Annotated in this window: 13 protein-coding genes and 4 tRNA genes; 12 read left to right on the plus strand and 5 right to left on the minus strand. The window is 52.5% G+C overall.

Annotated elements, in window-relative coordinates:
* Together dnaX and grxD are read right to left on the minus strand one after the other, a co-directional pair.
* The coding region (gene dnaX / locus INT22_RS10870) for a DNA polymerase III subunit gamma/tau (RefSeq protein ID WP_193068226.1) at positions 1-1,207 on the minus strand (1,207 nt) is incomplete at its 3' end.
* Positions 1,208-1,342: 135 nt separating this feature from the next.
* Positions 1,343-1,693, minus strand: a complete 351-nt coding sequence (grxD, locus tag INT22_RS10875) for a Grx4 family monothiol glutaredoxin (RefSeq protein ID WP_038482899.1) — start codon at positions 1,691-1,693, stop codon at positions 1,343-1,345.
* Between the two features lie 221 nt (positions 1,694-1,914).
* On the opposite strand from grxD, the gene argF reads away from it, so the two are divergent.
* Positions 1,915-2,841 (plus strand): ornithine carbamoyltransferase, encoded by a 927-nt coding sequence (gene argF, locus INT22_RS10880; RefSeq protein WP_193059257.1) that lies wholly within the window; start codon positions 1,915-1,917, stop codon positions 2,839-2,841.
* Positions 2,842-3,023: 182 nt separating this feature from the next.
* On the opposite strand, the gene INT22_RS10885 is transcribed toward argF, so the two are convergent.
* Positions 3,024-3,099, minus strand: a tRNA-Ala gene (locus INT22_RS10885).
* A gap of 196 nt (positions 3,100-3,295) precedes the next feature.
* Here INT22_RS10885 and uvrY point away from each other — a divergent pair.
* From uvrY to nadB, 7 genes are all read left to right on the plus strand, one after another.
* Complete coding sequence (uvrY, locus tag INT22_RS10890) at positions 3,296-3,946, plus strand: UvrY/SirA/GacA family response regulator transcription factor (RefSeq protein ID WP_038482893.1); 651 nt, start codon at positions 3,296-3,298, stop codon at positions 3,944-3,946.
* A 46-nt stretch (positions 3,947-3,992) separates the two neighbouring features.
* Complete coding sequence (gene uvrC, locus INT22_RS10895; RefSeq protein ID WP_089038595.1) at positions 3,993-5,807, plus strand: excinuclease ABC subunit UvrC; 1,815 nt, start codon at positions 3,993-3,995, stop codon at positions 5,805-5,807.
* Positions 5,808-5,904: 97 nt separating this feature from the next.
* Positions 5,905-6,453: a CDP-diacylglycerol--glycerol-3-phosphate 3-phosphatidyltransferase gene (pgsA, locus tag INT22_RS10900; protein WP_038482886.1), complete on the plus strand. Its 549-nt coding sequence runs from the start codon at positions 5,905-5,907 to the stop codon at positions 6,451-6,453.
* An 84-nt stretch (positions 6,454-6,537) separates the two neighbouring features.
* A tRNA-Gly gene (locus INT22_RS10905) sits at positions 6,538-6,612 on the plus strand.
* Between the two features lie 87 nt (positions 6,613-6,699).
* Positions 6,700-6,773 (plus strand) — tRNA-Cys (locus INT22_RS10910).
* A gap of 41 nt (positions 6,774-6,814) precedes the next feature.
* Positions 6,815-6,901, plus strand: a tRNA-Leu gene (locus INT22_RS10915).
* Between the two features lie 337 nt (positions 6,902-7,238).
* Positions 7,239-8,933: an L-aspartate oxidase gene (gene nadB / locus INT22_RS10920; RefSeq protein WP_193068227.1), complete on the plus strand. Its 1,695-nt coding sequence runs from the start codon at positions 7,239-7,241 to the stop codon at positions 8,931-8,933.
* A gap of 334 nt (positions 8,934-9,267) precedes the next feature.
* Here nadB and INT22_RS10930 read toward each other — a convergent pair whose 3' ends face one another.
* Positions 9,268-9,561, minus strand: a complete 294-nt coding sequence (locus INT22_RS10930; protein ID WP_009722716.1) for an FAD assembly factor SdhE — start codon at positions 9,559-9,561, stop codon at positions 9,268-9,270.
* A gap of 205 nt (positions 9,562-9,766) precedes the next feature.
* On the opposite strand from INT22_RS10930, the gene INT22_RS10935 reads away from it, so the two are divergent.
* From INT22_RS10935 to lapB, 3 genes are all read left to right on the plus strand, one after another.
* The gene (locus INT22_RS10935; RefSeq protein WP_009722715.1) at positions 9,767-10,063 is read left to right on the plus strand and encodes an integration host factor subunit beta; all 297 of its coding nucleotides are present in this window, start codon (positions 9,767-9,769) and stop codon (positions 10,061-10,063) included.
* Positions 10,064-10,206: 143 nt separating this feature from the next.
* Positions 10,207-10,512: a lipopolysaccharide assembly protein LapA domain-containing protein gene (locus INT22_RS10940; RefSeq protein ID WP_038482879.1), complete on the plus strand. Its 306-nt coding sequence runs from the start codon at positions 10,207-10,209 to the stop codon at positions 10,510-10,512.
* On the plus strand, positions 10,513-11,712 hold the full coding sequence (gene lapB, locus INT22_RS10945; RefSeq protein ID WP_193068228.1) for a lipopolysaccharide assembly protein LapB: 1,200 nt from the start codon (positions 10,513-10,515) through the stop codon (positions 11,710-11,712).
* Positions 11,713-11,724: 12 nt separating this feature from the next.
* On the opposite strand, the gene pyrF is transcribed toward lapB, so the two are convergent.
* Complete coding sequence (pyrF, locus tag INT22_RS10950) at positions 11,725-12,423, minus strand: orotidine-5'-phosphate decarboxylase (RefSeq protein ID WP_193059260.1); 699 nt, start codon at positions 12,421-12,423, stop codon at positions 11,725-11,727.
* Between the two features lie 274 nt (positions 12,424-12,697).
* On the opposite strand from pyrF, the gene INT22_RS10955 reads away from it, so the two are divergent.
* Positions 12,698-12,937: ComEA family DNA-binding protein (locus INT22_RS10955; RefSeq protein WP_193068229.1), on the plus strand; the 240-nt coding region annotated here is incomplete at its 3' end.

Raw genomic sequence — 12,937 nt, forward strand, 5'->3', positions numbered from 1 at the left:
CAGGTTCATGAGAGACAGGCTCATGCGACACCGCGGCTTGGGAAACAGCGTCACTGGAAGGTTCGCGACGCAGCGGAAGCGGCGTGGCAGCAGGCTTTGGTACGCCCTGGGGGCGAAACGCCAGCATTCGCAACAGCGTCATTTCCAGCGCACTGCGCAGATCAGGTGCATGCACCATGTCGCCGCGCCCTTGAATGCCGATCTGGTAATAGAGTTGAATATCCTCGGCAGTAAAGCGGCTCGCCAGCTGTTGAATAAGCGCTCGATCACCGTGGCTATTATCAACGGCATCAGGCACCATCTGCGCCACAGCCAAGCGATGCAGAACCGCACTTAACTCATCCAATACTGCTGCAAAATCAGGCCCCTGCTCCGATAACTGAGCAACCTCGGCTAGCAGACGCTGAACATCAACATCAGCCAGTGCTTCTACCAGCGCCAACACATGGCGATGATCCAAGGTACCCAGCATGGCAGCGACATCCGCATGGCGAATCGCCCCCTGGCCAAAGGCAATGGCTTGATCGGTCAGGCTCATTGCATCGCGCATAGAACCTTCTGCGGCCTTACCTAACAGCCACAGAGCGCTCTCATCATACTCGACCCCTTCCTCCCCCAGCACATAGGTTAGGTGCTCTACCACCCGTTCAGGGGGCATATGCTTAAGCGTGAACTGTAAACAGCGGGATAGGACGGTGGCGGGCAGTTTTTGCGGATCTGTGGTGGCCAGCAGAAACTTCACGTGGGGTGGCGGCTCTTCCAGCGTTTTAAGCAACGCATTGAAACTGCTGGTCGACAGCATGTGTACCTCGTCAATCAGGTACACCTTATAGCGCCCTTGCGTTGGCGCATACTGCACGTTATCAAGCAGCTCTCGGGTATCTTCAACCTTTGTCCGTGAAGCAGCATCGACCTCGATCAAGTCAACGAATCGACCTTCATCAATCGCGCGACAGCTGTCGCACTTACCGCAAGGCGTTGAGGTAATGCCTTCATTACCACGGCCATTTGCGGTGCAGTTAAGGCATTTAGCCAGGATACGCGCAAGGGTGGTCTTGCCCACCCCGCGAGTACCCGTAAATAGGTAGGCATGGTGAAGACGGCCTTGGTCGAGCGCATTGACCAAGGCGCGCTGAACATGGGCCTGGCCCACGAGCTCGTGGAATGTACGCGGCCGCCATTTGCGGGCCAGAACCTGATAGCTCATTGAGCATTACTTCCTTTGGCGGGCTAACTGTCGATGCGAAAAGGACACCATTCTAGCGGCTGCGCTGCAGCCCGCCAACCGCTCAGCCCAATAGACTAGCAGTCCACCAGACCAAGCGGCATTGGGCAATAAACGTTAAGCGTTGTTGTCACTTTCAGCAGCGCCAGCACGCTGGGCAGCTTCTTTGATCAGCTTTTCGAGCTCACCACTTTGATGCATCTCGATCACGATATCGCAGCCGCCAACCAATTCGCCTTCCACCCAAAGCTGCGGGAAGGTCGGCCAGTTAGCAATTTTTGGCAGCTCAGCGCGAATATCTGGATTATCCAGCACGTTAACAAAGGCAAAACGCTCACCGCAGCCCATCAGCGCCTGCACTGTTTGTGCAGAAAAACCACACTGCGGCAGCTGGGGGGTACCTTTCATGTAGATAAGAATGGGGTTTTCACTAATTTGGCGCTGAATATTTTCGGCAGTCGTACTCATGATGTGCTCCTAAAACAAGTGATGTTATCTCGCCAGTTTACGCAATTCGTTAACTCGCTTTAACCCTTAAAGCCGAAGATTACCTTTTGTTGCTGTGCAACCTAATACTTGAGCAAACTACTCGGCCTTACCATGTGGGTCGTCATTCTACGCATGCCGAGCGCGTTGCGCATCCCCCGCCGCATCGCTAGGATAGTGTTTTTGCGCGGAGAGATATCATCATGGCGACACGCCATTTCTTAACCTTGCTGGATTTAACCCCAGATGAGCTGGCGTACCTGATTCAGCGTGCGATTAAGATCAAAACCGAGCTCAAGGCTAACGGCCCCATCTATACGCCGCTGCCTAACCGCACGCTGGCGATGATTTTTGAAAAATCTTCGACTCGCACTCGTGTGTCGTTTGAAACCGGCATGGCGCAGTTCGGCGGTCACGCCCTCTTTCTCTCTCCCCGCGACACCCAGCTAGGGCGTGGAGAGCCGATTGAAGACACCGCCCGCGTACTGTCCGAAATGGTCGATGCGGTAATGATTCGGACCTTTTCACACGCAGGCTTAGAAGCCTATGCCAACGCCAGCAGCGTGCCTGTGATTAACGCGTTAAGTGACGATTACCATCCTTGCCAATTGCTTGCAGACGTGATGACCTGGACCGAGCTGCGTGGCAGTGTAGAAGGACGCACGGCTGTTTGGGTAGGTGATGGCAATAACATGTGCCACTCCTGGATTAATGCCGCCCGTCAGTTTGGTTTCAAACTGCGCGTTTGTTGCCCTAAAGGCTATGAACCCCGCGCTGACATTATGGAAGCCGCCGGGGACTGCGTAACGTTGCATCACAACCCCCACGAGGCTGCCAAAGACGCCGACTTGATCACGACAGATGTGTGGGCATCCATGGGGCAGGAAGAAGAACAAGCTAAGCGCGAAGCAGACTTTGCAGGCTTCCAGGTCACTGAAGCAATGCTTGATAGCGCACAACCTGATGTGCTTTTCCTACACTGCCTGCCTGCCCACCGCGGCGAAGAGATCAGCACTACCTTATTGGACGATCCACGCGCTGTCGTGTGGCAAGAAGCGGGGAATCGCCTGCATGCACAAAAAGCGCTAATTGAATTTTTACTGCTTGGCAAAATTGCCAACGACGAGTAACGCCTAAGGGTACGTGCTTTTTTAGCACAGGCTTTCAGTCACGTGAACGCCCAACAGCACGCACTCTCACACGTACTCTCGCATATACCCTCGCACGAACTATCAATTGAAAATGATAAGCATAAAAAAACGCCTCGTTACTGGTAACGAGGCGTTTTTTTGGATTCTGTGGGTCTATAAAATGGTGGAGCCTAGCGGGATCGAACCGCTGACCTCAACACTGCCAGTGTTGCGCTCTCCCAGCTGAGCTAAGGCCCCACATAGTTTTACATGCCGCTTTCTTCAAACCACTCATTGAGCAGCGGCGAGATACTACGCCAGTAATTTGCTTAGCGTCAAGCTAATCATGAACAACTATCAACTAAATTCTCCTTTGTTTAGAGCTGTGGCACTCTATATCATGCAACGCGGCTTAGGCCCACCACTACGATGATTTCATGCAGGAGCCTGCACCTTGATCAAAGTTTTAATCGCCGATGATCATCACCTAGTGAGAACCAGCATTGCTCATCTGCTAAACGAAGAGTGCGATATTAAAGTCGTAGGTGAGGTCGACGATGGCGAAAGCGCAGTGGCTCAATGCCGTCGTTTAAAACCTGACATTGTCGTTATGGATATTCGCATGCCGGGCATCGGCGGACTCGAAGCTACTCGCCGCATCCATAGAACAATGGAAGACGTCAAAGTACTCATATTAACCGCTCACATTGAAGATAGTGCGTTACGGCTCATGCTGGAAGCGGGTGCGATTGGCTTCCTCAGCAAAGGGGCTGACACGTCAGAGATGACCGACGCTATCCGCCAAGTCTTTCACGGAAAGCGCTATGTCAGCCAAGAAATCGCCCAGCGGTTGGCGCTTTCCCATTTTACTGACGAAGACAATCCGTTTAGACACCTATCGCATCGTGAGCTACAAATCGCCCTGATGATTGTCAACTGCCAGCGCGTCCAGGATATTTCAGACCGCTTGCACCTTAGCCCCAAAACAGTGAACACCTATCGCTATCGGCTATTTGACAAACTAGAGGTCGCTACCGATGTAGAGCTTACCCACCTAGCACTACGCCACGGTTTAGTTGAGGGCTTTGACGCCATGCTGGGATAGACCTACCATCGCAGCTTCCGTTGCCTAGAAGCGCCGATATCCAGCCATGACTTTTGATGCCAAGCAATTTTTAAGCTCTGTCAGTGCCTCGCCCGGTGTTTATAGGATGCTGGACGAGCACAGCAACACTCTCTATGTCGGCAAAGCCAAGCGCCTGAAAGCTCGACTTGCTAGCTATTTCCGTGGCCAGCTTAATGCCAAAACCCAGGCGATGGTGGCACGAATTGCAGATATCCAAATTACCGTCACCCGTAGCGAAACAGAGGCCCTGCTGCTAGAGCAGACGCTGATAAAAGAACTGCGTCCGCCCTATAACATTCTGCTAAGAGACGACAAGTCCTACCCTTTCGTATTTGTGACCGATCGGCACGCTTACCCTGCGCTTGAATATAAACGCGCGCGACAGCGTCGAGGAGATGGCCGCTATTTAGGTCCTTATCCAAGTAGCGGAGCGGTGAAAGAAAGCCTAGCGCTGATGCAGAAAATTTTTCGCATACGTAATTGTGAAGATAGCGTGTTTGCCCACCGCTCTCGACCATGCCTGCAATATCAAATTCAGCGCTGTAGCGCGCCTTGCGTTGACTTCATTTCGGAAGCAGATTATCGACGCGACGTTGAGCATGCAGTGATGTGCCTTGAAGGTAAAAGCGAACACGTCACCCAGCTTCTTAGCGAGGAGATGGAAACGGCCAGCCGCGCTTTGAATTTTGAAGAAGCAGCAAGGCTGCGTGACCAAATACAGCAGCTACGCCAGTTACAGCAACGCCAGTTTGTCGATAACGAAAGTGGTGATGCCGATGTCTTTGCGCTAGCCCAACGCCCAGGGGCGTTAGGCATATCAATACTTAGCGTTCGCGATGGCCGCTTACTGGGCGCTCGCCATCACACGCCTAAAAACGACCTCGACCTGCCACCGGACATGCTGCTGACGGAAGTCGTTAGCCAGTACTACTTTGGTCAACCCCACAACGTACCCAGTGAAGTAATTACCAGCCACCCACTGGAAGATAGCCCACTGATTGCCGACGCACTTTCACAGCAAGCGGGCAAACGCGTTCGCGTCACCAGCCAAGTTCGGGGGCATCGCGCCCAGTGGCAGCATCTGGCTATGACCAATGCCGAGCAACAGCTTGCTTCGCAGCTAGCTAACAAAACCCAGCTTACTCAGCGATTTGAAGCCCTCCAGAAAGCGCTCGCATTGGACAAAATACCCCAGCGCCTTGAGTGTTTTGACATTAGCCACAGCCATGGGGAAGCGACCGTTGCTTCCTGTGTCGTATTTGACCATCAGGGCCCACGCAAGAGCGATTACCGCCACTTCCGCATCGAAGGCGTCGCCGCAGGCGATGATTATGCAGCCATGCAACAAGCACTAACACGCCGCCTTAAACGGGTAAAAAGCGGCGAGGCAGTGGCGCCTGACATTTTGATCGTCGATGGCGGCAAAGGTCAGTTGAACATGGCTCGCGGTGTGTTAACCGAGCTAGCGGTTACCGATATCATTTTGCTCGGCGTTGCTAAAGGCACCACTCGTAAAGCAGGCCTAGAAACGCTCTTTCTAGAAACCACTGACAATCCCTTACCCCTTGACCCCGCGTCGCCAGCATTACATTTAATTCAGCATATACGCGATGAATCTCACCGTTTTGCCATTGCCGGCCACCGCGCTCAACGTGACAAAGCACGCCGCACCTCTACACTTCAAGACATTCCCGGCATAGGCCCTAAAAGACGGCGCGAACTATTACGCTTCTTCGGCGGCTTGCAGGGCGTTCAGAAAGCTAGCCGCGATGAGCTGGCGCGCGTACCTGGCATTAATGCCTCGCTCGCTGAGACAATTTACCAATCCCTAAATGGATAAACCTACTGTTAACATGGATGCTAAGCACCAAGGGGGATAGAATATCCCCCACTACACTCCGTCTTCCATGACTCTCCGGCAAGGATCGCGCCCCGCGATGAATATACCCAACATACTTACTCTGGCAAGAATCGTTTTTATTCCACTGTTAGTAGTGCTTTTTTACCTACCTTTCAGTTGGAGTATGCCAGTCGCTGCAGGCTTATTTGCACTAGCATCCATCACCGACTGGCTAGATGGCTACTTAGCCCGCCGCTGGAATCAATCAACGCCGTTTGGCGCGTTTCTCGATCCTGTGGCTGATAAATTGATGGTCGCGGTTGCACTGGCGCTACTCATTGAGCGTTTTGACACACTGGTATTAACACTGCCCGCATTGGTCATTATCGGCCGCGAAATCGTCATTTCGGCACTTCGTGAGTGGATGGCCGAAATGGGCAAGCGAGGTATGGTTGCGGTGTCCTGGATCGGTAAGCTTAAAACAACACTGCAGATGGTTGCCTTGCTCATACTTCTGGCCTTCCCTCCAGGACATGAGTTTGCGCTAATGGGTGTGGTTGTTCTTTACGCTGCAGCCATTCTTACGCTGTGGTCCATGGCGCAGTACCTTAAAGCGGCCTGGCCCCACTTGAGTCGTTCCATGTGATCGACTCTCTAGACGACTGAACCTTCAGACAAATTCATTAATTGACAAGCGCGTAGCGATGTGTATAATTCGCCCTCGAGTCGAGCGGGAATAGCTCAGTGGTAGAGCATCGCCTTGCCAAGGCGAGGGTCGGGAGTTCGAATCTCCTTTCCCGCTCCAACTTGGATAGCGTAGTAAAGCAAGAGAGGGTCGTGAGCTGGAACGCCAGTCCGATCGCATCTACTTTCTCGCTCCAACGACTTGTTAGGCTGGATGGCAGAGTGGTTATGCAGCGGACTGCAACTCCGTGTACGCCGGTTCGATTCCGACTCCAGCCTCCATTTAAGTGTGGCGATGAATAGCAATATTCCTGCGATGCACTGCCCGGATGGCGAAATTGGTAGACGCAAGAGACTTAAAATCTCTCGGAGGCAACTCCGTGCCGGTTCAAGTCCGGCTCCGGGCACCATATTTAATTAGCACCTCCCCTTCTTTCAGCAGCAAACGTTTCCCATCTTGTTTTAAGAGCACTAGAGAAGCTTTTTTGTGCTTCTTACAAGGCTCTTCAATTTTTTGATTACCCCTCTTTTTTATCCATCCTGTTGTATCCGATCGTCAAATAGCTTGCCCCCTCTTAAATATCGCACTAGAGCGTTTAGCCGCTATCTATATGCGCTGAAAGCAATTTTTCACAGACCCTCATCGCCAAGTGACAACAGTCACGCTATGATGCCTTCCTCTGCTGTCTACAGCACGCGAAGCATTTAGCACCTACTGCGTTTGAATGTAAAAGAGGATCCGGCCCCATGAGCTCGCCAACATCCGACGTACTTGTCATCGGCGGCGGCGTCGCCGGCCTAACTTTAGCCCTTGAAGTTGCTGACCACCTTTCGGTAACCCTGGTTAGGCCCGCTCTGGATGACCAAGGAGCCAGCCGCTGGGCGCAGGGTGGAATAGCCGCCGTGCTCTCGCCAGACGACGATCTGGATGCCCATGTGCGAGATACGCTCATTGCTGGTGATGGCCTATGTGATGAAGAGGCTGTTCGATTTACCGTGACACACGGCCCAGATGCCATTCAGTGGCTAATCGACAACGGTGTCCCCTTTACACCGGATCCAGACCCGAGCGCCCGCTACCCTTATCATTTAACACGGGAAGGCGGCCACAACGCACGCCGCATTATTCATGCTGACGATGCAACTGGACGCGCGGTAGTCGATACGCTGTACGAAAAAGTCACTTCTCACCCCAATATTACTCAGCGCAGTGACTTAACCATCCTGCACTTAATCAGCGATGCCACAGGCCGCTGTATTGGCGCGGAAGGCGTAGATCAACAGCAGCATCAACAAACACTGCTTGCCAAGCACATCGTACTAGCAACAGGCGGTGCAAGTGGCCTTTATCGACACACCACCACCCCATCGCCCAGCAGTGGGGAAGGCATGGTGATGGCCGCTGAACTGGGCGCAAAACTGATGAATCTTGAGTTTCAGCAGTTTCATCCTACCTGTCTATTTGACCCAGAAGGACCTGCTTTTTTAATTAGCGAAGCCGTACGAGGAGAAGGCGGGCACCTGCTAAATGAGGCCGGTCATCGGTTTATGCCCGATATTGATTCTCGCGCTGAGCTGGCGCCCAGAGACGTCGTTGCTCGAGCAATCGATTCGCAAATCCAACAAAGCAGCCAAGGGCATGTATGGCTAGATATCAGCCACCTTGGAGCAGCCGCTATTCGCCACCACTTCCCTACTATTTTGGCACACTGCGCCTCTCGGGGAATTGATATAACCCGCCAACCCATCCCAGTAGTGCCTGCCGCTCATTACAGCTGTGGCGGTGTTGCCACAGACCAGCGTGGCGCAACTCACGTCACCAATCTCTATGCGGTTGGTGAGCTTGCCTACACAGGCCTACATGGCGCAAATCGCATGGCTAGCAACTCACTATTGGAGTGCCTGGTATACGCCAGAAGCTGCGCAAAGCACTTACTCACGCAGGAAAAACGCGCGCAAACACGGCCAGTTGCACCTAAAGAGACTCTTAGCGATACCCCCGATACAATGCCGCTGCTAGGCCAGCAGTGGTCATCCACTTCCTTGGAAGCCCTGGCGGCTATACGTAGCGAACTGCGGGCAACAATGAGTCAGCACGTTTCGATTGTTCGCAGCAATCAGGGGCTAACTATCGCTCACCATAAGCTGAACGAACTTGAGACGCAGCTTAACGACATTCTAAACGACAGCCTTGACGGTGTTGCTGACAGCTCTAAGAGTGGCTCTAACAACGCTTTTGAAGACACCGCAGGCAAGCGCAGCCACCCTGAAAGCGTGCGTTTACAGCAAGCACTGTGGCTTGCAAAGTTGACGGTATTGGCGGCACTTCAGAGACATGAATCACGGGGACTGCATTACTCTATCGACTGGCCTAAGCACCAGGAGAATACAGCGGCTTCGGAGATGTCACTTGATCAGCTAGCGCCCGGGACGATGGCATAAGCGCCGCAGCGAACGTTGACTGTGTGCAGGCAAACTATCTGGCCACAACCAAAGCCGCTGCGGCCCGACACGGAGCCCGATTAACCAAGGGCCCACGTAATCAGCGTTAACAGGCTGTTCGTTTTCAAGCTCACCCTCTTCCGATAACCACTGCGCACTTAAGTGATGGCCGCTTTTTGAAACTCTTAACTCTCCCATGGGTTGATAGCGATACTCACGGCTCAGCAACAGTATCGCGATTACTGCCGCAAGCAACGCTACCCATGGACTAATAAGCCATGCTGTCACCGCACACAACCCGAATGCCAAGAATGCGTGAAAAGCGCACTGGATTTTAGAGCGTGCGATAAGCAGAGTTATCGGTATTTTCTGCATGTTCTACGATCATCTGCACGATGCGCTTTAATGATGGCTCCTCGGGCCATTCACGACGCATCAACCATCCAAAGAGATCTTGATCCTCTTCCTCAATTAAGCGCTGATAGGCCAACTGCTCATCTTCACTCAGTTCATCAAAGCGGTGTTCAAGAAACGGTATCAGCAGCAGGTCAAGCTCCCACATGCCACGGCGAGAGTGCCAATAAAGCCGTTTACGCAATATGGCTGCAGGGGAAGTATCGTCGTTCAACGTCAGCCTCTCCAGTTACAAAATGAGTCGCCAGTATACCTAAGCCACAGGGTCGCGCCAGCGCCTCACTTCGCCTATGCTGATATTCATTCTAGTACCTTGTTTTATCTGAATTGTTTTATCCTGTTATGCGCAGTATGCTGACTCTGTTGTTATCGAGGTCGCAAGCGCGTCACGGCCATTAAAGTTCGCAGGGAGCCAACCGATGACCAAATCTGAACTAATCGAACAAATTGCGATGCGTCAACCGGAGCTATCCGCCAAAGAAGTAGAAACGGCGGTGCGTATTATTTTAGACGATATGACCGATGCTCTTGCTAGCGGGGGACGGGTTGAGATCCGGGGGTTCGGCAGCTTTTCGCTTCACTACCGAGAGCCTCGTGTCGGGCGCAACCCTAAAACAGGAGACCCGGTCGACTTGGACGGCAAGTATGTGCCGCACTTCAAACCGGGCAAAGAGTTGCGCGAACAGGTAGATGCAAGCCGCGCACTTGGCTATTAATGAGCTAACCGAGGCTACACAACCTCGGCATTGCCAATAGCAAGGCTCTTTTGATCTTGTTATCCGACTTTATGTGGGATGACGCCGCGCCACGACTCATACACAATAGAGCCATTATGAACGTCACTGACTAGGAAACTCTCATGCGTTGGATCAAAGGGCTGATTCTGGCCGTCATATTGCTGGTTGTTCTACTGGTGGGCATTTTATTTGCCGTCAACAACCAACAAACCATTGCCTTAAACCTAATTTGGGCAGAACTGCCGCCTGTGTCACTCTCTGTCTGGCTGCTAGCTACGTTAACTTTCGGCGTTATCTTAGGCATGCTTGCCATGCTAGGTGTTTACGTGCGCCTTAAAGCGCAGCTAGCACGAAGTGAACGACACAATAAGCAACAGCGCAAAGAGCTAGACCGCTTACGCACTCAGGAGCTTAAGGAACTGGCTTAAATGTATGATGTCGTGCTGCTAGGCGTTCTACTGGCAGCCATTGCCATCGGCTTTGGCCTGGGTGTTCGTCACGCTTCCCGCCGCCGCCAGCGCACTCACGACTCTCGCCCATCTGGTTTATCGAGAGAGTACTTTGTCGGGCTGAATTACCTGCTCAATGAGCAGCCCGACGAAGCTATCAATACGTTTGTCAATGCACTGGATGTTAATAGCGATACTGTGGAAACCCACATAGCGCTAGGCAAGCTGTTTCGCGCACGCGGTGAAGCAGACAAAGCCGTTAGCATTCATCAAAACCTGCTTGCTCGCCCTGCCCTTTCCACCAGCACTAACGAACATGTGCAGCTTGAGCTAGCACGTGACTTTATGGCGTTAGGCGTTCACGACCGAGCTCAGCGAATGCTGAGAGCGCTGCTGGATAAATCAGACAATGACACCTATCGCCAGGAAGCCAAGCGGCTACTGATTGATTTGCTTGAGCGCGAAAAAGACTGGCAAGAAGCACTCGACGTGGCTCAATCACTGTTCAAGCAACAGCCCGGCATGCAACGACCTGCTGCTCACTGGCTATGTGAACTCGCCCAGCAGGAGATACATCAAGCAAGTCGCGCGATCGCCCGTAAGCACTTAAAAAAAGCGCTTCAATTGGATGAGCGATGCGTCCGCGCGACGTTACTACTTGCTGAGCTGGAGATGGATAATGGGCATTACACACGCGCCATTGAGCGCCTAAACCATATTCCCCAGCAGGATATTGCGCACATTCCCACCATGCTGCCCACCCTTCAGCATGCCTATGAGCGTAATAACGACATTCAAGGGTTTGAAACGCATCTTTATCGACTGCTGGGACAAGCACCGTACACCAGCATTATTATCGCCCTCGGAGAGCTCGTTCATCAAAGAGATGGCGTAGATAGTGCTATTGAGCAAACGGGCGAGTGGCTAAGGGAGGCACCCAGCCTGGGTGGGCTTGATTACCTAATCGACCTTTATCATGAAAGCCAACGTCTGAGTGGAAAAACTCCGCCAGACACGCGTTTGCTGTTACTTAAGCACCACACCAATGCCCTTTTAGAGGGCAAAGCCCGCCATCGCTGCCGCCGCTGCGGCTTTGCCAGCGACAGCCTGGCATGGCAGTGCCCTAGCTGCCGCCGCTGGGGCACCATTAAGCCCATTACCGGGGTTGATGGCGAGTAAGCGGTAGTACCGTCAGCCAGCCAGTTCAGCTTCTATGGCTGCTAGCGCCATCATTGGCTCTGCCGCCTGTGTTACCGGTCGCCCAATCACTAAGTGCGTACTGCCAACACGCATCGCATCACTGGGTGTCATAATACGCTGTTGGTCATTAGCCGCTGCAAAGCTTGGGCGTATTCCAGGAGTTACCTTCAAAAAGTCGTCGCCACACAGCGCCTTGATTTGCGCCGCCTCTTGGGCTGAACAGACAACACCGCCTAATCCGCTCTGCTGAGTTAATGCGGCTAAACGCAATACATGCTCTTCCGGCGTAGCAGCTATGCCTACCTCATGCAGATCCTCAGCTTGCATGCTGGTTAGCACCGTAACGGCAATAAGATGTGTACTTAGCCCATGATCATCTAAACGCTTAGCGGCCGCTTCCATCATCTTGCGCCCGCCAGAAGCATGCACGTTAACCATCCATACGCCTTGCTCAGCTGCCGCCTGCACCGCGCCTGCCACCGTATTGGGAATGTCATGAAATTTTAAGTCTAGAAAAATTTCAAAACCACGCCCATGCAAGGCTTCCAGTACCGCAGGGCCACTGCGCGTAAACAACTCTTTACCCACCTTTACCCGGCAGCGCTTAGGGTCAAGCTGATCTGCCATGCATAAAGCCGCATCAAGAGAGGAATAATCCAACGCGATAATCAACGGGGTATCAGTAGACACTGTGCTTAACTCCATTTTCCATTTGACAGCATTATAACAGCCATCCCGATCCCGCTGTGTAAGTGATTAACCATTATCAGAGAGCAAAAATCTTACAAACACCATCGTTAATGTCTTACAGCTCACCTCCTATAAATGTATTAGTTTAATTAAGGCAAAAGGTATTGAAGGAACAGTCAACCTTTTTGCATGCGCAAACCGCCACAGCCTATCACTCCAAGTACAACAACCGATGGGAAAGGCGGCTTTAGGGAAATCTATGAGGATATTAACAATGAAAATAACGCTAAAAGGACTATTGGCTGCACTGCTATTGAGCCTAAGCTTAGGGGTTTCGGGCCTTGCATTGGCACAAGACATCGCGCCTATTAATGTGAATACAGCGGATGCTGAGCTGCTTGCTGAGTTACCTGGTATCGGACCCAGCCGTGCGGCCGCGATTATAGAAGAGCGCGAAAATAATGGCGCATTTGCTAATGTAGATGATCTAACCCGCGTTAGCGGCATTGGCCCC

This window comes from Halomonas sp. 3D7M (genome assembly GCF_014897885.1).
GTDB lineage: Bacteria > Pseudomonadota > Gammaproteobacteria > Pseudomonadales > Halomonadaceae > Vreelandella.